Below are 18546 nucleotides of genomic sequence, written 5' to 3' on the forward strand. Positions count from 1 at the left end.
GTGATTCTGGCCGTTACTCCCCTTTATTTGTCCGTTAAGCGCAGTAATTTGTCCGTTCCAATTTATTTGTCCATTCACTGCACTTATTTGGCCGTTCGCCCCATTTATTTTCGGTTCAGCTCAGTAATCTGGCCGTTGCCCTTACCTGTAGAGCCCGTTAACCTGTCCGATCGCCGATCTTCCGCATTAATCCTTCACAACCGCTCCTCTCCTTCCATCCGATGAATCCATTTCCATCCAACGATGGATGACGGCAGCTGTGTGCTGAGATAGAATAAGGTCAGGGTTAAGAAAGGAAGTTTTTTACATGAATTCTTTACGGACGATTCATCCAGTTGCCTGGAATATCATTATCGGGACGCTGTTCAGCAGAATGGCTACCTCGATGAGTATTCCGTTTCTGGCCATCTATTTAACGAGTGAACTGAAGGTGTCGGCATCGGTGACCGGCGCGATTATCGCTTCAAGTTCGCTGGTGGGGATTGCAGCAAGTTTTTACGGCGGGTATTTGTCTGACCGTTTCGGACAGAAGCCGGTGCTGCTTGTTTCAATTTTCACCTGGAGTCTTGTATTTGCAGGGTTTGCCCAGTCATCTGCCGTCTGGATGTTTTTTATCATCAATACGCTGAACGGCCTGTGCCGGGCGGTTTTCGAACCGACTTCGAGGGCGATTCTCTCGGATGTAACGGCGGAAAAAAACCGGCTTGTTCTCTTCAATCTCCGGTATACGGCGATTAATGTCGGGGTTGTTTTCGGGCCGATCATCGGCCTGCAGCTTGGTTCTTCGACGTCGCTGACGGCATTCTATTATGCGGCCGGGGTGAGCTTCCTGTACGGGCTTAGCCTCGTTTATATGCTTGCTGTTTATAAAATCGGCGCTCCTTCCGCCTCAAAGAAGATTGTAACTGTAAAGGAAGCCTTCGGTGTTTTGAAAAAGGACACGGTTTTCCTTCTTGGGCTGACAGGCATTATTTTATCTGTAGCCGGCTTCTCCCAGTTAACCTCCACCCTGCCTCAGTACTTCGCCATGTCGCCGCAGGTGGAGAATGGGGCCCAGTTTTTCGCCTTGATGCTCACCTTAAATGCGGCAGTCGTGATCCTTATTCAATATCCGCTCGTTCAGTTTGGGAAAAAGTACAGTCCTGTTCTTTCGATCCTGGCAGGAAATGTGCTTATATGCCTCAGCTTGTTCGGCTTCAGTCTGACAAATGAGCTTTATGGAATTCTGGGCTTAGTGATTGTGTTTACAATCGGAGAAGTCCTGATGTTCAGCATGACGGATCTGTTTGTTGATCAGCTTGCACAGCCGGGAATGAAAGGTTCTTATTTTGGAGCGATGGGCTTTACGATGCTTGGAAATGTGGCCGGACCGTTTGCGGGCGGACTGCTGCTGGATTCCTTCGGCGCCACTCAGCCGATGCTTCTGTTCGGCGGCATTGCCTGTTTAACTGCCCTTGGCATCCCTCTTCTATATAAAGTTCATAAGCTGAGCCGGCAGAAGAAAACCATTTTGATTCCTGAGAAAAAAGCCGTACAGCCTTAAGGAATGTCCCCGGCGCTCTTCTCATAGACTGAAAATATAAGAAGGGAGCTGGTCCACATGCTGGAATGGAGTGCTGCCGTGGCCGCAGTTGCGTTCACCATCCTCGTTGCTTACTTGATTTTGACTCTCCGGAAGGTCATGCATACGCTCGCGGAAACGAAGAAGACTCTCTCTGATGCCAGAAGCGCTGTGAACGGGATTACTGGGGAAGCGGAGGAGCTGCTTCACACCGCCAACAAGATCACGGATGATGTACGGGGGAAAATAAAAGCAGTCGATCCTTTAATCGAGACCGCCCATAACGTCGGAGAAGCGCTTCAGAACGTAACCTATTCTGTAAAAAGAGCGACGGTCCCCGCTCCGAAGACCATCCAGGCGAAAGAAAGCAAGCCGCTGCAGATTAAGCTGAAGTAAAGAGCCGGATTGACCGGCTTTTTTCTATTGACCATCAACTTTTTGTATCATTTACTCGTCTAAAGTCATAAAATCCGTGCGAACGGCAGTTTATTGCCCTAGAAGGCGGCTAATTGGCGGTACACCAGATTGGTTATGATCATTTATTTGCGAAAATCCCAGGTTATCTGCGATAACGGGACGCTTATTTGCGAAAAAATTTATATATTTGTGATTTAGGATGATTTATTTGCGAACGCAAAGATCTTCTAAGTTCCCAAGTTTTCCGATCATCGTCTAGACGAACGAATGATAAGTGTTTGACCATTTTGTGAAACTCTTCACAATAAGTTGCAATCTAAATAAAACAGAGTATACTAAAAGTAAGTCATATGTGAAACTCTTCACATATACTTGTGAAAATATTCACAATACCAGGAGGTTTTACAAATGAAAGTGATTGTCATTGGATGTACTCATGCTGGGACAGCAGCAGTTTCGAATATGAAGAAGCAATTCCCTGAAGCGGAAATTACCGTTTATGAGAAGAATGATAATGTCTCCTTTCTCTCCTGCGGAATTGCGCTTTATGTTGGCGGAGTGGTTGAAAAAGCGGAAAGCTTGTTCTACTCTTCTCCTGAACAGCTGGCAGACCAAGGCATTCAGATGAAATTGAAGCATGAAGTGACGGAAATCGACCGCCATGAAAAAAAAGTAACGGTCCGGGATATGCGGACCGGTGATATAAAAACGGACCACTATGACAAACTCGTTGTTACAACAGGCTCCTGGCCGGTAATTCCGCCGCTTGAAGGAATCAATCTAAACAACGTGCAGCTGTGCAAAAACTATGCACACGCGAAAACGATTATTGAAAAATCCAAGGATGCGAAAAACATTACAGTAGTCGGCGCCGGATACATCGGAATTGAACTTGTGGAAGCATTTGAGCATTACGGAAAAAATGTGACCTTGATCGATGGAGAATACCGGATTCTGAACAAATACCTGGATCCTGAATATACAGAAGTGATTGAAGACACCCTTACGTCAAAAGGAATCAACCTTGCACTCGGCCAGACCGTTCAGCGGTTTGAAGGGACTGATGGGCATGTATCTAAAGTGGTTACCTCAAAGAATGAGTATGAAGCTGATCTGGTCATTCTTTGCATCGGTTTCAAACCGAATACCGGCCTCTTAAAAGGCGAAGTGGATATGCTTCCTAACGGGGCGATCATCGTTGATGAATACATGCGGACAAGTGACCATGATATTTTCGCAGCCGGAGACAGCTGTGCGATCCGCTACAACCCGACAAAGCAGCCGGCATATATTCCGCTTGCCACCAATGCTGTACGCATGGGTACGCTTGTCGCGAAAAACATCATGGAGCCGAAGGTCCGTTATATGGGCACTCAAGGGACTTCCGGCATCAAGATTTATGATCTGAACATCGCTTCAACCGGCGTAACCGAGACGGCGGCCTCTCATTTAAATATGAATGTGAAAAGCATCACAATCAAAGAAAACGATAAACCTGAATTTATGCCTGACTACAGTGAGATCCTTCTAAAGGTCGTATACGAGGAGGGGACAAACCGGATCGTCGGTGCCCAGGTGATGTCCGAGGCAGACGTGACTCAAGCGGTTAATACTCTGTCAGTCTGCATTCAGAACGAAATGACCATTGATGAACTCGGCTTTGTCGACTTCTTCTTCCAGCCCCACTACAATAAGCCTTGGAACTTCTTGAACCAGGCTGGACTGCAGGCAATTGGGTAAAAAGCAATAACGGAACTGAAAAACTGACTTTTCTTTAAAAAAATGTAGTAAATTCCCTTTCCCCGGAGTATGATAGATTCGTTATTACGAAACATAAAGGGGAAGAGTAGACCAATGAAAAAGGGAATTGCGTTTCTAGCCGCATGCAGCCTGGCTTTTGGAATCTCTGCAGGAGGAGTCGAAACGGCTCAGGCTGCAGTAAAAGTAAAGACATTTAAGAACTGCACAGAACTGAACAAAGTGTATAAAGGCGGGGTTGCTCGTGCAGCTTCAGTAAAGAACAAGGGCGGCAAAACCAAATATAAGCCCTTTGTTTCAAAAGCACTTTATGATGCGAACAAAAAAAGCGACCGTGACAAAGATTTAATTGCCTGTGAAAAATAACAGCTAAAAAGCCTCCCCTGATCCGGGAGGCTTTTTTTATACTGCGGTTCTCTCTCTCATGTCTGCCGGGCGGATCCATGAAACCTTCTCTTCGGTACCGGCATGCTCCATGATTCTCGTCTGGATCGCTTGAATATGGTCCCCCATCGAGGACGCCGTCATTTCCAGTTCCATGAGGAGGGATTGCTGTTCCATTGTCATGCCTGCGGATCCTTCTGTACGCATGGCCAGCTGTTCAGCAAGCTCCATAATCCGGCTCATCCGTCTGATCAGCTGTTCATTTTCTTTTTCAACCTCTGCTGAATCTCTTTTAATTTCGTTTGCCTGGCCTGCAAGCCCATGAACGGCGGTAAGGACGTCTTTGAAAATCGTGTTCATCTCGGTACCCTTTTCCCGGCCTTCCTGCAGCACTTCCTGGTTTTGTTCGAACGCTTCCTCCTGTGCGGAGATGCTTCTGTGCACATCATCCACAATACCTTCAATGGCAACGGCGCTGTCCTTTACCTGGGCTGACAGCTTGCGGATTTCATCAGCCACTATTCCAAACCCTGCTCCGTGCTGTCCGGCTCTTGCTGCTTCGATTGCAGCGTTCAATGCAAGCAGATTAGTCTGGTTGGCAATATAATCAATGGCGCTTAATGCTTTTGTTACTTCCTTCATTTTTTTCATAAGCATCTGGTTATAGGCATCGAATTCATCCGTAATATCAATGATCCTTCCAAACAGCTCGGTGAAGGAAGACGCCTTCTGCATCCCTGTCTTTGAAAGGCCTGTGACATCCGAAGCCGTAACAGACGTAACTTCAATGACCGCATCCAGATTCTGAATCATTCCGTTTATTTTGCCAAGCCGGTCCCCGAAAGCCTGGATAATCTCCTTTTGGCTTCCGATTTCGGCCGTCATATCCATCAGCTGGGATCCGACCTGTCCGGCAGACCCGGATACTTCAGCGTTCATACTAATGAGATGGGCGCCGTGAGCTTCAAGGTGACGCAGTTCTTCCAGCGTTTCCTGTACCGGAAAAGCTGGAGGAGCCTCTTTCGCTGCCTCCGCCTGCACCTCTGTCTTGCTGCGAAGCCCCGCAAACAGAACAGCTGCAGATACAATGGCAGCACCTCCAAGTGCAGCGGCAAGGGATGGAACATAGTAGCTGTAGATGGTCAGAAGCAGGACGGCTGCCACAATAGAGCCACTCTTTGCCAGATGGCGGTTTTTCATAGTGCGAGCCTCCTCTTCTGCAGGATTGTATGAAGCCTGAATGTAAAAGGCAGTCCGATTGCATAGACGATGGAAACTTTTATCAGATTAAAAGGAACGATGATATATAAGACGGCCGTCGGCAAATCCTTCACAGCAGAATTAAAAGCAGCAAAGGATGCCGTGTATTGTTCGGCAGTCAGTCCGAGCGCATTCATGATCGCTGGAAGGATAAGAAAATAATTGAGTGCGGAAATGGCTGCCGTAAACAGAAGGACAGATGCTGTGATGCTCCTCCAGCTGATTTTTCCGCGGAGGTAATAAAAAGAACCGATCAGCCCGGCCATAAGCGAGCCGGATAGAAAATTCGCTGTCTGTCCGACCGGAAATCCCGCATAGCTTCCATGCAGAAGGTAATCGACGGCATTTTTGACGAGCTGAACCACGATCCCTGCCAGCGGCCCCATTACAATCGCAGCGATCAGGGACGGAATATCGCTCAGATCGAGTGTCAGAAACGGCGGAAAGAACGGCAGCGGAATCTTAAAATAGTAAAGCAGGATGCTGATGGAAGCCAAAATGGAGACTGTCGTCATTTTCTGAAGCCTGGACATCGCCGCTTACCTTGCTGCGAGCGGGCTTGGTACATACGGCTCCAGCAGTGAAACCGCTTTGCTGATGACAGCCGGACTGGAGGTCTTAATCCCCTTGAATTTCCGCCCCTCTTCTACTGTATGTACACCAAAACCCTCGAGATCGTATGCCACCATCATAGATTTAAACATCGGCGTATCAATGATCAGAAACCATTCTCTCATCAGCTCGCTTTCTGGCGGGAGGGCAATGTATTGAATTCCGTCATTTGGATTCATCGCCATATCATTTTCTCCAAAAATCGTAACATTTGAGAATTCGGTCATTGCCTGAAAGCGGTCAAGGACGTTTGCTGCACGCGAGAACTTTTGAAAACCGGCATAAACATTTCCTTTCAGCTTTTTAGTCAGAACCATATTTTCCATCATCAGACACATGTATTCAAGCTGTGGAACACTCGTTTCGTATTTTAAAGAAGGCGCATTCAATCTTGCGAGCGGAGCATTCTCTAATCTTTGCACTTCGCCTCCAACTTCACCAAAGCACTCTTGAAACAGCGACAAATTTTGCAGGTTCATTCTGTATTCCTCCCATAAATATGTTTTTATAGTCTTATTTACCTGGTCTAATAGAATTATAAACTTCTTTTCCACAAAAAAATTTGCCTTTTTGCCCATACGCTGATTTGAGTCCAAGTTTTCTTTTTTTCCACTTGGGAATGATGTAGAGTGGAAGTGCCATGTTTGGAAGGGAGGGCTTCATTTTGAAGAAGAATGCCGGGCTTATTCTGCTTGCCGCAGCCGTTCTGTTTCTAATTTTTACTGTGCTTCAAAAAGATGAGGAGAAAAAGTCCGATATCCTGAACGTGAAAGAATATGGTGCAGAAGGAAACGGAAAGACCGATGACACAGAAGCGATTCAGAAAGCCCTTGATGAAGGCTCCTATAAAAAGGTTTACCTCCCGAAAGGAAACTATAAAATCAGCCAGGCATTAAAGGTGAAGGAACAGACCGAAGTCTACAGTGAAGGGGCTTCTATTTTTTCCGGATCAGGCCTTGATTCCGTTATCCGGGTAAATGGAGATCATGTTCATATCCATGACTTGACAGTGGATGGAAAAAGCAGAACGCTTAAAGGAATTACTGTAGAAGCAGGATCCTCTCATACCCATGTTTCAAAAAGCATCCTGCAAAATTTCAATCAGCCGGAGAATTCCGAGCTTTCCCGTCAGACTGTAGCTGCATTCAGGGTGGAAGGCAGCACAAATCATACAACACTTGATCAAAGCAGAATCAATAACGTGATGGCGCGGAATCCCATAAAGGGCTGGGAGCACCATGTTTCCAGGGGCGTTCTGATCAGCCCGGCCTCCAAAGAACAGACCACCGCCAAAAATGTTACAGTATCCAACACCTCTTTTTCAGGAATCGGTCCGAAGGATGACGGAGACGGCATTGTCGTGCAGGGGTTTAAAGGGAATGTAGGCCTGACCGTTACAGCGAACACGTTTACAAATGTCCATAAACGGGCGATTAAAATTCAGTCTCCGGGAGCTGTCATCCAGAAGAACACCATTTACAACAGCTTCCGGAAAAACAACCATTACACGACGTATTATGATCCGCATAAATACGATATGTGGGCTGCCGTTTCCGTCTATGCCGATGATGTCTCCATCAAGCAGAATTCCATCAGCGGCTCGGGAGATTACGGCCGGATCATTGATGTGTCGAATGCCAGCAATATCTTAATTGAATCCAACTATATCGAAAACGGCCGGAAGGGCAACTATGCCGACTCCTCTGTGGTATACATTACAGCGGACCGTAAAGGGGATTCCTCCAACATCACCGTTGCCAATAATACACTGGCTAACGGGCGCTACGGAATCTTTGCGGATCGGAACAGCACGAAAATCACTGCTTCCAATAACCGGCCGATCAATGTGAAAGACTATCAGAACAAGGCGTTGAAGAAGAAAGCAGCGGAACTCGCTGAAGAGTAGGAAACCCCCGGGGAATGCTATCCCGGGGGTTTTTGTAATCTCAAGTTTTGATAAAGGGTGCCCTGGCGCTTCGGGCCTCCGCTGGCACACTTGCAAGACCGGGATGCCCTCGACTGTTCAAATAAGGGGCGGACTCATATTGACAGGTATTCATTTATATCATAAATTATACATAGAATAAATATGCATAGATTTACTATGCATTTGGAAGGTGAACTGTTTATGAAGATAAGCAAAGAATTGCTTAAGGGGAGTACCACAACTCTTATTTTGAGTTTGCTTCATTCTAAACCAATGTATGGCTATGAAATTATCAAAGAACTGGATTCAAAGTCTAATGGAATTTTTAGTTTTAAGGAAGGCACGATCTATCCTATCCTTCACAGCCTTGAGGAAAAAAAATTAATTGTATCTTACTGGGGCGAGGGGACAGGAAAGAGAAAGAGGAAATATTACAAGATTAATAACCAGGGCAAAGAATTTATTCAAGAAAAAAAAGAAGAGTGGTCCGTTTTCAAGAATGCTGTTGACGAAGTTTTAAGTGGGGAGAAAATCATATGGGATTAGATAATAAGTTTGAAATGTATATTAGAGATTTGTGTAAACGGATAAAAAATAAGGAGGTACATGCCCATATAACAATGGAAATTAACGATCACCTTCATACTCTTAAAGAGGAGGCCATGAGTACAGGACTTTCAGAAGAAGAGGCTATAGATCAAGCATTAGCACGTATGGGAGATGCAGGTGTTTTGGGAAAGCAGCTTAACAAAACACACAAAGCCCCAATGGATGTGAAAACCTTGCTGCCCGTGCTGACAGTTTCTTTATTTGGGCTACTGGTCATGTATTATTTGCAATTCCATTCGTCTTTTACAGAGCTTCAAGAACTGAAAGTTTTCGATAAAAGTCTTGGCTTCTACTTATTGGGTGTCGCGCTCATGCTAAGCATATTTATGTTTGATTACAGAATATTGATGAAATACTCCAAGTACTTCTATGCAGCAACAATCTTCATACTTTTATTGACCGTTCTCATTGGTGTTAGAGTTGATGATGTGCCATTTTTAAATGTAGGATTTGCCCATGTTAATTTCACCGAAATCACTCCATTCCTTTTGGTCATTGCCTTTGCTGGAATATTTCATTCCTGGGATTGGAAAGATAATCGAAAGTCTTGGCTTGGAATAGGGATTATGTCAATGCCAATTTTATTAATAGGGACTACAGGAGCCTTCGCAGCTACTATTATTAGCATCATTGTATGTGCTGCAATCATGCATACGTCAAGGTCAAGCCTTAAGCAAACTATAACATTCGCAGTTGTTGCTGCTATATGGCCCACTTGGAATCTGTTGTTTCTTTCTCATAGATACTCCATAGTAAGCTCCTATACTGATCTTAAAATAGGTGAAGCTTATTTTATAGGAAGTGCCCTTCAGGTGACCCCAAGCTTCATTTCTGAGGTTCATACAGATTTTATCTTGACGTACATCATCTATTCGTTTGGGTGGCTAGCCGCAATCACGGCTTTAGCTCTGGTTATATTTTTCATTTATAGAATATCGATTACCGCCAAAAGTGTGAATTCTCCTTATGGAAAATTGCTAATTACAGGATTAGCAGGAGTCTTTTCAGCTCAGTTTATACTAAGCCTACTGACTAATCTCGGTTTATCTCCACTGACTGGTGTACCCGTTCCATTCATGAGTTATGGAGGTTCACATTTATTGCTGGAGATGATATCCGCAGGACTGATTCTAAGCATATATAGAAGGCGAAAAAGCAAGAAGTCAGTTTCCTTGACTCACGGTCCTCAAGGTAATTAGAAGCCATCCATAATGGATTTCATGCTGCAAGAAGCCATTACTAAAAATCTCAGACTACTTGCCAGTCTGAGATTTTTTAATGGACTACTTTAGCGGTAAAAAGTGCCAAATCCTTTATTCTCAAACCGTTCTTACCGTTGCGGTCTTTAATTACCTTCTTACACGAACCTGCTGCATCTTTTAATAAATTCGTGAAATATGCGTTTATCCTACTTGAATTAAAGCCCCTGATTGAACCGTTATTGCTCACCAGAGAATAAATTGGTAAATTTATTAATTTCTGCAGTCATTATTTTATAACTTGTCCAATGTAAATAGTGATGGCCTTCTAAACCCACAACTTTACTACCTGGTTTATCCGTTAATTGTGTCTTATAAAAAGACATTTTGTTCTTTCTATCTTCCGTTACTTTTTCTTTTTTTGTTGTAAAGAATAAGGTAGGAACATTCGATGGAAACTTCATATCAACGGTTTTATCAATATTCTCTTTTAGCTCATTGGCTTCAGCAACAACGTTCTTGTTGTAGCCCTTCCAAGTAGACAGTGCCTTGGTCGTTTTTAAATTTTTTTCTGAATATGTCCCTTTATCAGCAATAGGTAAAAAATCATCAGGGGTAATATATAATGCTAACCTTGTAATTCCAATAGGTGCCAGAAAACTTAAATACTTGGGCATTTTAGGTGCATCTTCACCAAAATAATCTAATGCTTGTGGTAACGTCGAGTCGATTCCTATGATGCCTTTAACTTCTTCGCGGTAAGTGTTAGCAAAATACATACTATAAATTCCAGATATTGAATGAGGCATCAAAATATATGGTCCTTTTATATCTGACTTTTTTAGAGCTATTCTTATTTCTTCTACAATGTTTTCAACCGTTCGTTCTTTTGGGGTTATATCGCTCCATCCATATCCAAACGGTTCTACCACTACAACCTTATTATTTTTTGCCAATTCATTTATTAATGGTTCAAAATCCATTGCTGGTGCTGCTGTTCCAAGCCCACTTAATAAAACAAATGTCTCTTTACCATCGCCCTTAATATAAATGTGCATTTCTTTACCATCAACTTCGACTAATTCTCCTATTGGTTGGTATTTTTTTTGCTCATAGGCTGTCATAACATTACTGAAAACAATCCAAACAACAAATAATGCCAGTATTGAAAATATTACGTTTCTTAAAACTTTCCAAATCTTAATTTTTTTAGTTTTTTTCATTCCTTACCTATGACCTTCTTTCTTTCTTTTTTCTACCATCTCTTGCGTATAAACTTAGAGAAATAATCCATAGCAGTAAATTTAGTTAAGTCTCTAGGTCAAAACACAAACCGCCCTCCCAGGCGGTTTAAAAACTGGCTGCGGCAGCTTCTTCAAACTGAGCGAGCACTTTCATGATTTTTTTATAAAATGGCTCCTTGCCTTCTCCTTTTGTGAGTTCATTATGGAGCTTGCCGTCTTTAATAAAAATCACTCTGTCGCAATGGCTTGCAGCGAAGGCGTCATGGGTAACCATCATCATGGTGGCCCGGGCCTCCCTGTTAATGGTTTCAAGAATCCCGAGGACATCTTTCGCGGATTTGGAATCCAGGTTCCCTGTCGGCTCATCCGCGAGGATCAGCTTCGGCTGATAGATGATCGCCCGTGCAATGGCCGTCCGCTGGGCCTGCCCTCCGGAAATCTCGTACGTCCGTTTGTCTAAAATAGAGGAGATTCCGAGCTTTTCAGCAATCTGCTCTGCTTTTTCATTCATCTCTTTAACCCGGATGCCGTCGAGTGTCATACTCAGCACGATGTTTTCTTTAACGGTCAGGGTCGGCAGCAGGTTGAAATGCTGGAAAATAAAGCCGAGCTCCCTTCTGCGGAACAGGGCGAGTTCTTTAGCAGACAATCCGCTTGGATTTTTGCCGTCAATCAAAATCTCACCTGAAGAAGGTACATCAATCGTAGAGACCATATTGAGCAGCGTCGTTTTCCCGCTTCCGGACGGGCCCATCACACCGACAAACTCTCCCGGTTTTATGGAAAGATTAATTTTTGATAAAGCACGGTATGATACTTTTCCTTCATAAACCTTCGAAACATTTTTCACTTCCAGCATGATTACTCCTCCTTTAGATCGCTTGCCTGATTTTTTTGACATAGCCTGCACGGATGACAAGAAAATAGATGAGCTGAATCACGATAAAGCCTCCGAGTACAGCCGCGATCTCCATCCAAATTCTCGCTTCAAACATATTGCCGAGGGCGATGAGCGCGACGAAGCCATGAACGGCAGCCGTACCGGCCGGAACGAAGAACAGCAGCCCCATTTGAATAGTGATGATCCGCTTTAACTCTTTTCCGGTCAGTCCGATCCTCGCGATGGCCTGATATTTTTTCACATCATCTTCAAAGTCTGAGTAGATGCGGAAATACAGGAAGCTTCCTGCCGCCGCGAAGAAAACAAAGCCAATAAACAGTCCGACGAATAAAAAGATGTTTATGGATTGGGCCATTGAGTCAACCATCAGTGCAGAAGAGGTAAACAGGAAGGATGCATCCTCCGGGTCACGGATCTCTTGATCGAGCGCTTTTGCGGCCTTCAGCGTTTCAGTTGGCTTGGCAGTCCGGTAGGCCGTATAGGAACGGCTTTCCCCCTTCACCTTCTGATATTCCTGATCGGTGAGAATGATGAGATCCCCGCTGAACAAAGAACTTGAAAAAATCAGCCGGTCCAATACTTTAGGTACAGCCTTTTCACCATTTACGGTAACCGCCTTTTTATGTTCTTCCGGGTGGAATTCCCTTGGATACAAAAGGTCCTCAGGCATGATGGCGGTCTCCCCGTCTTTTAGCGAAAGCTTAGGCTCTTTCCACAGCTCCGCCGCCTTGTTGTAATCTGTGGTACTCATTAAGGTGTATGTTTCCTGTTTTTTATAGGAAACTTCTAATCTCTCATATCCGCTTAGTCCGCTCTCAATCTTTTGAATGTGCTCCTCTTTTTTCTTGTTGGAGGGTGCAGATTGATAGACGTAAGTATAAGGCTCCTGCTTATTCGCTGAGTTCAGCATCAGTGACCGGAATCCCGCAAGACTGCCGATCGCTGCAAACGCCACAGTGGAAACGATGGTGATGATAAAGAACATCCTCGCATTGTCCTTCATCCGGTAGGAAAGATCGGAAAAGGTCACGATGTTCGTCCGGTTCAGGAAAAAGCGCTCGTTCTTTTTCAGCCGCGAAAGGATCCAGACACTGAGCTGTGTGAAAAGGAAGTACGTTCCGATGACTACAATGACCGTAACCGGAATCATCGCTGTGACAACCATCATTCCTTTAGCAGCAATCGCACCGGCATACCCTAACACGAGCAGGACCACTGCAAGCAGTGCCCTGAATGGTGATGCTTTCGGCTCGGGCCGCGGTTTTTCCGTGCCTGTCAGCAAATCGATGAGCTTGTTCCCTCTCAATACAGCCGCTGTAAACAGGGATATGACGAAGAATAGAAGAGCAAATGCAGTATGGGTAAGGAGAATCGCTTTTTGCGGAAAGTAAAAAGGAAGTGCCGGTTCCATTCCGATGACCCGTGATCCTAAAGCAAGAAAGCCTTTTGAGGCAAAAAAACCGGCTGCAATTCCAAGCAGAATAGATGAGAACCCAATGACCATGTTCTCCAGAAAAACAAGCTTCCGCAGCTGCAGCCGTGTCATTCCATGCATAATCAGCAGACCAAATTCCTTTTTCCTCGTTTTTAGAAACGTCCCCATTGAGTAAAGAATGAAGAAAAACGTGAACACGTAAATAATGGACTCGGCAAAATGCAGCCCGCTTGATGCACTCTTCAGCTTCTCAGCTGTCAGGTACGGATGGAAAGCAAACACAGCATACATAAAAAACACAAAAACAGAGAAAGCACTGCTTAGAAAATACGCGGCATACGTTCTCCAGTTGCGGAGGACATTGTTCAGCGCAAGCTTCCGAAAGGTCACAACCAACACTCCCAGCACATTGTTTTTACTAAGTGTATTATTACAACTAGTACATTTAATACATTATGGCATCCGGATTATTTTGTCAACTTGTTTCTGGAAGAATTTTCACGGAATCGCCACGGCTTTTTGTCTGTTTTTTTAAAGGTGTATTTAAAATAAATCTTTTAAACCTCCCCTTGCTATTATAAAGATGTATTAAAAATACTTATTTAAACGGGAGTGTATACGAATGTTAAGTGAAAAAACGGTTTCCCTCATTCAATCGACTGTACCCGTACTTGCACGGCACGGCGAAACCATTACAACGGTCTTTTATCAAAACCTGTTCCGGGATCACCCTGAACTGCTGAATCTATTCAATCAATCCAATCAAAAGGAGGGCCGGCAGCAGAAAGCGCTTGCCCAGACGCTGATCGCTGCAGCAGCCAATATCAGACAATTGGATGCCCTCCTCCCTGCCGTCAGACAGATCGCCCATAAGCACCGCAGCCTCGGCGTCCAAAAAGAACATTATCCGATTGTCGGAGAGTACCTGCTGAAGGCAATGCGGGAAGTGCTCGGGTCCGGCGCAAATGAAGAAGTCCTTGCAGCCTGGCAGGAAGCATACGGCGTGATTGCGGATGTATTTATCCAGGAAGAAGCGGCTTTATACGAGCAGGCTGAAGGCGGGGTTGGCGGATGGAAAGGCTTCATTCCTCTCCGGATCGCAAACAAAGTGAAAGAGAGTTCCGAAATCACTTCCTTTTACTTAACCCCTGCCCTTCCAAATGAGAATCTGCCTGCATTTCAGCCAGGCCAATACATCACCATTAAAGTGAAACCGGCAGGAGAAGCGATCTGGCACCACCGCCAGTACAGCCTTTCCAATGCACCCGGCAGCAGTCAGCTTCGGATTTCGGTAAAACGGGAAGAGCATGGAGTCGTTTCCGCTCATCTTCACCGGGATTTAAATATAGGAGATTGCATAGAAGCCAGTGCGCCGGCAGGAGAATTTGTTCTCGATGAAAAATCGGATGCACCGGTTACGTTTATTAGCGGTGGGGTTGGAGTGACGCCTTTGGTGGGGATGCTGAATTCGCTGGCAGGTTCCCAGCGGCAAATTCATTGGATTCATAGTGCGCGGAGTGAGGAAGTTCATGCATTCAGGGAGGAAACAGACTCGCTGATCGACCAGCTTCCGAACGGATCCATAGATGTGTTTTACGGGAATACACAGGGAAGAATTACCGATAGCATGCTGAAGCAGATTCTTAAAACGGATAAAGGGGACTATTATCTATGCGGGCCCGTCCCGTTTATGGCGGCCATGATTCGTGCTTTAGAAATACTCGGCATCCCTGAAGACCGGATTCACCATGAATTCTTTGGGCCTGCCGTACCTGTAGAGGCTGGCGAGGCCGTATAAAAAACAAAAGGCTCAGCCATTCTTGTAATGGATGAGCCTTTTTCTTATTTAGATGAAAGATCCTTCTGTCAATTCCATGTATTCATCAATCGCGCGAACCACTGGCTGAATGGCATTCTCCCAAAATGGTTCTTTGGAAAGATCTGCGGATAGATATTCTGACGCCATCGTCTCCATCGTCATACTGCCTGAACAGCCGAGAAGTTCATCATATACCGGGATGAACTGTGATCCCTTTTGCTTGTATTCTTCATAGATTCCGTTGCTGAAAAGATACCCAATCGTGTAGGGGATATTATAAAACGGGATCTCTGTATTGAAGGAATGGGGAATGGTCATCCATTGGTACGGATTCTTTTCACTCACGATTTCTCCATATACTTCTTGATTAAAAGCAAGTGTCATCTCTGATAGTTCATCTGCTGAAACCCAGCCAAGTTTCCTTTTTTCATAAAAGGCCTGCTCCATTTTAAAAACAGCCGGAACTGCAGCTATATATTTGACAGCATTCATTATTTTAAATTCAAGAAGAGCGAGTTTTTCTTCCAGGTCGTCCGCTTCACGTATCGCAGCATCCAAAACAAGATTTTCCATAAAGGTTGAAGCGGTTTCTGCTGAACTGGTCCCTTTTATTTGAGCAAAAAAAGGCTCCCGATGCAGCATAAAATTATGATAGGCATGACCTAACTCGTGTGCCAGAATCACGGTGTCCTGATACGTTTCTCCATACGTAAGAAATATTCGGCTTTGTTTGGAAACAGGCAAGGAAGCGCAAAAGCCGCCGCCCCTTTTTCCACTCCTGTTTTCTGCCTCTATCCACCCTTCTGAGAAAGCATGTTCTGCGAAATCTCCCAGACTTTTACTAAAGGAACTGAATTGTTTATGTATGAATTCTGCAGCCTGTTCAAAAGAAAATTGTGACTTGGCTTGTACACTAGGGGCATGAAGGTCGTACCATGCGAGCTGCTCTAGGCCGCTCATCTGTGCCTTTCGTTTAAAAAACCGCTTAATGTGATCTCTGTTCATATCCAGCACCCTCATCATGGCATGCAGAGAAGCATTCTCCATGCGGTTCTGTACTAGCATCTCACTTAACAGGTTTTTCTCCCCCCGAATGTTGTATCGTTCAAGCCGGAAGCCGGCCAAATGATTCCACACAGAGGCAAACACGTCTGCCTGTTTTTCGCACTCTTCCATAATGGCTCTTCCCGTTTGCTGCCGGACCGACCGAACATCCGAAAACATGGCCTGTACCTGTGCCTGTCCAATAGATAAAGGTTTTTCGAACGAATCTGTATGGATTCTCAGTTTGGACATGAGCAGGGCATGATGGTGATTCCACCCATTAAATCCATCAAGGGAAAGCCTTTTGATGACCTCTTCTTTTTCCGGCAGTAAATGCTTGGATTGTGCTCTTATTTCATCCAAAAACAGCCATTGCTTCGTGTGCTGTTCCTGCCGAAAGGCACTCCATTCATCATCCGCCACTTCCCCAATTTTACTCGTTAATGCATCTTTAAGGAGGCCGGTTTTTGGTTTCAATCTTTCCACAGCTTCCAGCAGAACGGCTGCGCTTTGATTCTCCAGATCCTCTGAGTACAGACAATAGGAAAAATCATCTGCCTCCTCAAATTCCATCAGAACGAACTGAATCTCTTCCAGCAGATGCTTGTCCAGAGGTTTGTGAATCCCTTCTTGCAATAGCAGATCTAACTTCTTTTCAACCGTTTCAATCTTAACAGTGAATTCCTCTGTACTGTACAAGGACTGAATGTCCCATTTCATCCCTATTGTTTCTTTCATTACTCCATCCCCCTTCGTCCATCTATTTCCATCTTATATGAAGGGTCCCAGGAAGAAAACGATATTAGTAAAGCCCCCTGCATTCTATGCAGGGGGCCCAATAGGTTTATCCTAATTTTTGCACAACCGCTTTTGCTACACTAATCGTAGACTGCGGGTTCTGGCCTGTAATCAGGTTACCGTCTTCTTCGATATGATCTGTCCAATTGGCTGCTGTCGTAACGTTTGCTCCCAGTTCACGAAGACGGGATTCAAGCAGGAACGGCATGAAGCGGTCCAGTGTCGTTTCCCTTTCTTCTTCATCTGTGAACGCAGTAACGGTCTTGCCAGCCACAAGCGGCGTTCCGTCAGATAGTGTTACGCCGGTAAGACCTGCAGGTCCGTGGCAGACAGCCGCGACAACTTTGTCAGCTTCGTAAAGGCTGCGGATGATTTCGTGAAGCTTCACATTGTCCGGCAGGTCGAACATGGTTCCGTGTCCGCCTGGAAGGAAGACCGCGTCAAATACTGACAGATCCTCAATGTCCTCAAGCTTCATAGTGTCTTCAAGATGCTTGGCAGTATCCAGGATTTCCTGAGGAGTTTCGCCGCCTTCAAGGCTGCGCTCGTCCACCGGCACCTTTTTTCCAAGCGGGCTTGCAACGGTGATGTCGTAACCCTGCTTCTTGAATTCGATATAAGCTTCTCCGAACTCAGACAGCCACAAGCCTGTGCTGTGACCTTCCGCCATTTTGTCGGCTGTTGTTAAAACCATTAGTATATGTTTTGCCATGATAAGTTTCCTCCTCATGATGATTGTTGGATTTGTCTTACAGGCTTTATTCTACTCTCTTCGTGTCCATCCTACAAATTAGAAAATCGGAGCGGACATATAAAGATATTTATGAATCCGTTTTTAAGGCTCAATCACGGTCTCTCCTTCTCCATCCGGCTCTTCAAATCCTTCCAGATAGGCCGTAAGAATGGCTTCAGTGATTGGAAAAGCGGCATTTGCATCGGAGCGCTTGCTGTGGATGGCCAGGCGCCTCCTCAACTCATCCGGGGGCACTTTTAAATAAAGGAGCCTCCACTCCCCGCCTGCTTCCTCGATCAGCCGTTTGTAGAGCACCCTTTTGGCCCGCCGCCAAAAGCTGAAATCAATGACAACGGATTGGCCAGTTTTGATTCTTTCAATCATGAGCTCACGGAGTTTATTCTCTGCTTCGCACTTCAGCACCTCATACTCTTCGGGAGAAAAGTCAATGCCGTACTTTCCGTGTTGGGCCCAGATCTCTTCATCAATCGAAAGCCTGAAGAGGAAACCCCGTACCGGTCCTCTACCCAGCCGAACATGTAGCTGAACGGCCCGGGGGCAAGTGGCATCAGAACCTTGCCTCCTTCAGAAAGCTTCCCAAACACTCCTTCCAATTCATTTCCTGTTCCACAAGAAACAAAAAACGACAAAGCCGGTGTAAAAGAATGACGGATTTCATGAATATTGTCGATGCACTTGAACTACCCCCACATAATTTCCTTGCAGAAATTTGAAGTAGGGGATTCCTAAGAACACGGGCGTAACCGACCGTTATTGATTAGGCGATCCCCGCAGTCCCTGCGGTTAGAAGCCTCAAGGTTTCGGTCAAAATGTTTTGGCTCGCG

General features: G+C 45.2%; 19 protein-coding genes. 9 read left to right on the forward strand and 10 right to left on the reverse strand.

The window, feature by feature from the left end:
• From GKZ89_RS21105 to GKZ89_RS20310, 5 genes are all read left to right on the forward strand, one after another.
• Nucleotides 1-225: hypothetical protein (locus tag GKZ89_RS21105; protein ID WP_206672161.1), on the forward strand; the 225-nt coding region annotated here is incomplete at its 5' end.
• Between the two features lie 82 nt (nt 226-307).
• On the forward strand, nt 308-1543 hold the full coding sequence (locus GKZ89_RS20295) for an MDR family MFS transporter (RefSeq protein ID WP_155114233.1): 1236 nt from the start codon (nt 308-310) through the stop codon (nt 1541-1543).
• 57 nt (nt 1544-1600) lie between these two features.
• Nucleotides 1601-1957 carry a DUF948 domain-containing protein gene (locus GKZ89_RS20300; protein WP_155114234.1) on the forward strand — a complete coding sequence of 119 codons (357 nt, stop codon included), beginning with the start codon at nt 1601-1603 and terminating at the stop codon, nt 1955-1957.
• 429 nt (nt 1958-2386) lie between these two features.
• Nucleotides 2387-3718: an FAD-dependent oxidoreductase gene (locus tag GKZ89_RS20305; protein WP_155114235.1), complete on the forward strand. Its 1332-nt coding sequence runs from the start codon at nt 2387-2389 to the stop codon at nt 3716-3718.
• Nucleotides 3719-3832: 114 nt separating this feature from the next.
• Nucleotides 3833-4102, forward strand: a complete 270-nt coding sequence (locus GKZ89_RS20310) for an excalibur calcium-binding domain-containing protein (RefSeq protein WP_155114236.1) — start codon at nt 3833-3835, stop codon at nt 4100-4102.
• A gap of 36 nt (nt 4103-4138) precedes the next feature.
• Here the strand turns inward: GKZ89_RS20310 and GKZ89_RS20315 are convergent, their stop codons facing one another.
• The 3 genes from GKZ89_RS20315 to GKZ89_RS20325 are packed head-to-tail and all read right to left on the reverse strand — an operon-like array spanning nt 4139 to nt 6471.
• Nucleotides 4139-5320, reverse strand: a complete 1182-nt coding sequence (locus GKZ89_RS20315; RefSeq protein WP_155114237.1) for a methyl-accepting chemotaxis protein — start codon at nt 5318-5320, stop codon at nt 4139-4141.
• On the reverse strand, nt 5317-5913 hold the full coding sequence (locus tag GKZ89_RS20320) for an ECF transporter S component (protein WP_241680336.1): 597 nt from the start codon (nt 5911-5913) through the stop codon (nt 5317-5319). Before GKZ89_RS20320 ends, GKZ89_RS20315 begins: the two co-directional genes overlap by 4 nt.
• Nucleotides 5914-5919: 6 nt before the next feature.
• Nucleotides 5920-6471 (reverse strand): DICT sensory domain-containing protein, encoded by a 552-nt coding sequence (locus GKZ89_RS20325; RefSeq protein ID WP_155114238.1) that lies wholly within the window; start codon nt 6469-6471, stop codon nt 5920-5922.
• Nucleotides 6472-6656: 185 nt separating this feature from the next.
• Here GKZ89_RS20325 and GKZ89_RS20330 point away from each other — a divergent pair, with 185 nt between their 5' ends.
• The 3 genes from GKZ89_RS20330 to GKZ89_RS20340 all read left to right on the forward strand — a co-directional run bounded on the left by GKZ89_RS20330 (nt 6657) and on the right by GKZ89_RS20340 (nt 9727).
• Entirely contained in the window at nt 6657-7898 is a 1242-nt protein-coding gene (locus GKZ89_RS20330; RefSeq protein ID WP_162357151.1) for a right-handed parallel beta-helix repeat-containing protein, read from the forward strand.
• Between the two features lie 222 nt (nt 7899-8120).
• Nucleotides 8121-8465: a PadR family transcriptional regulator gene (locus GKZ89_RS20335; protein ID WP_155114240.1), complete on the forward strand. Its 345-nt coding sequence runs from the start codon at nt 8121-8123 to the stop codon at nt 8463-8465.
• Nucleotides 8456-9727, forward strand: a complete 1272-nt coding sequence (locus GKZ89_RS20340; RefSeq protein ID WP_155114241.1) for an FtsW/RodA/SpoVE family cell cycle protein — start codon at nt 8456-8458, stop codon at nt 9725-9727. The genes GKZ89_RS20335 and GKZ89_RS20340 overlap by 10 nt, the downstream gene beginning before the upstream one ends.
• Nucleotides 9728-9966: 239 nt before the next feature.
• Here the strand turns inward: GKZ89_RS20340 and GKZ89_RS20345 are convergent, their stop codons facing one another.
• From GKZ89_RS20345 to GKZ89_RS20355, 3 genes are all read right to left on the reverse strand, one after another.
• Complete coding sequence (locus GKZ89_RS20345; RefSeq protein WP_241680337.1) at nt 9967-10950, reverse strand: alpha/beta fold hydrolase; 984 nt, start codon at nt 10948-10950, stop codon at nt 9967-9969.
• A gap of 127 nt (nt 10951-11077) precedes the next feature.
• Nucleotides 11078-11830: an ABC transporter ATP-binding protein gene (locus GKZ89_RS20350; RefSeq protein WP_155114242.1), complete on the reverse strand. Its 753-nt coding sequence runs from the start codon at nt 11828-11830 to the stop codon at nt 11078-11080.
• A gap of 13 nt (nt 11831-11843) precedes the next feature.
• Nucleotides 11844-13697 carry an FtsX-like permease family protein gene (locus GKZ89_RS20355; protein WP_155114243.1) on the reverse strand — a complete coding sequence of 618 codons (1854 nt, stop codon included), beginning with the start codon at nt 13695-13697 and terminating at the stop codon, nt 11844-11846.
• A gap of 232 nt (nt 13698-13929) precedes the next feature.
• Between GKZ89_RS20355 and hmpA the strand changes: the two genes are divergently transcribed.
• The gene (gene hmpA / locus GKZ89_RS20360) at nt 13930-15105 is read left to right on the forward strand and encodes an NO-inducible flavohemoprotein (protein ID WP_155114244.1); all 1176 of its coding nucleotides are present in this window, start codon (nt 13930-13932) and stop codon (nt 15103-15105) included.
• A gap of 48 nt (nt 15106-15153) precedes the next feature.
• Here the strand turns inward: hmpA and GKZ89_RS20365 are convergent, their stop codons facing one another.
• From GKZ89_RS20365 to GKZ89_RS21540, 4 genes are all read right to left on the reverse strand, one after another.
• Nucleotides 15154-16908, reverse strand: coding sequence for a M3 family oligoendopeptidase (locus GKZ89_RS20365; RefSeq protein ID WP_155114245.1), 1755 nt, complete (start codon nt 16906-16908; stop codon nt 15154-15156).
• A gap of 106 nt (nt 16909-17014) precedes the next feature.
• A complete protein-coding gene (locus tag GKZ89_RS20370) occupies nt 17015-17680 on the reverse strand; it encodes a type 1 glutamine amidotransferase domain-containing protein (protein WP_155114246.1) in 666 nt (221 codons plus the stop codon).
• A 123-nt stretch (nt 17681-17803) separates the two neighbouring features.
• Nucleotides 17804-18124: a P-loop nucleotide/nucleoside kinase family protein gene (locus tag GKZ89_RS20375; RefSeq protein WP_488225887.1), complete on the reverse strand. Its 321-nt coding sequence runs from the start codon at nt 18122-18124 to the stop codon at nt 17804-17806.
• The gene (locus GKZ89_RS21540; protein WP_338324955.1) at nt 18118-18351 is read right to left on the reverse strand and encodes a VOC family protein; all 234 of its coding nucleotides are present in this window, start codon (nt 18349-18351) and stop codon (nt 18118-18120) included. The genes GKZ89_RS20375 and GKZ89_RS21540 overlap by 7 nt, the downstream gene beginning before the upstream one ends.
• Nucleotides 18352-18546 lie beyond the last annotated feature (195 nt).

This window comes from Metabacillus mangrovi (assembly GCF_009711125.1).
GTDB classification, from domain to species: Bacteria; Bacillota; Bacilli; order Bacillales; family Bacillaceae; genus Metabacillus_B; species Metabacillus_B mangrovi.

Bases quoted from the DNA above. Each gene is read 5' to 3' on its own strand.
- GKZ89_RS20325 (WP_155114238.1), bottom strand. From the start codon at position 6,471: ATGAACCTGCAAAATTTGTCGCTGTTTCAAGAGTGCTTTGGTGAAGTT.
- GKZ89_RS20315 (WP_155114237.1), bottom strand. From the start codon at position 5,320: ATGAAAAACCGCCATCTGGCAAAGAGTGGCTCTATTGTGGCAGCCGTC.
- GKZ89_RS20335 (WP_155114240.1), top strand. From the start codon at position 8,121: ATGAAGATAAGCAAAGAATTGCTTAAGGGGAGTACCACAACTCTTATT.
- GKZ89_RS20340 (WP_155114241.1), top strand. From the start codon at position 8,456: ATGGGATTAGATAATAAGTTTGAAATGTATATTAGAGATTTGTGTAAA.
- GKZ89_RS20305 (WP_155114235.1), top strand. From the start codon at position 2,387: ATGAAAGTGATTGTCATTGGATGTACTCATGCTGGGACAGCAGCAGTT.
- GKZ89_RS20370 (WP_155114246.1), bottom strand. From the start codon at position 17,680: ATGGCAAAACATATACTAATGGTTTTAACAACAGCCGACAAAATGGCG.
- GKZ89_RS20320 (WP_241680336.1), bottom strand. From the start codon at position 5,913: ATGTCCAGGCTTCAGAAAATGACGACAGTCTCCATTTTGGCTTCCATC.
- GKZ89_RS20365 (WP_155114245.1), bottom strand. From the start codon at position 16,908: ATGAAAGAAACAATAGGGATGAAATGGGACATTCAGTCCTTGTACAGT.
- hmpA (WP_155114244.1), top strand. From the start codon at position 13,930: ATGTTAAGTGAAAAAACGGTTTCCCTCATTCAATCGACTGTACCCGTA.
- GKZ89_RS20310 (WP_155114236.1), top strand. From the start codon at position 3,833: ATGAAAAAGGGAATTGCGTTTCTAGCCGCATGCAGCCTGGCTTTTGGA.
- GKZ89_RS20345 (WP_241680337.1), bottom strand. From the start codon at position 10,950: ATGAAAAAAACTAAAAAAATTAAGATTTGGAAAGTTTTAAGAAACGTA.
- GKZ89_RS20295 (WP_155114233.1), top strand. From the start codon at position 308: ATGAATTCTTTACGGACGATTCATCCAGTTGCCTGGAATATCATTATC.
- GKZ89_RS20300 (WP_155114234.1), top strand. From the start codon at position 1,601: ATGCTGGAATGGAGTGCTGCCGTGGCCGCAGTTGCGTTCACCATCCTC.
- GKZ89_RS20350 (WP_155114242.1), bottom strand. From the start codon at position 11,830: ATGCTGGAAGTGAAAAATGTTTCGAAGGTTTATGAAGGAAAAGTATCA.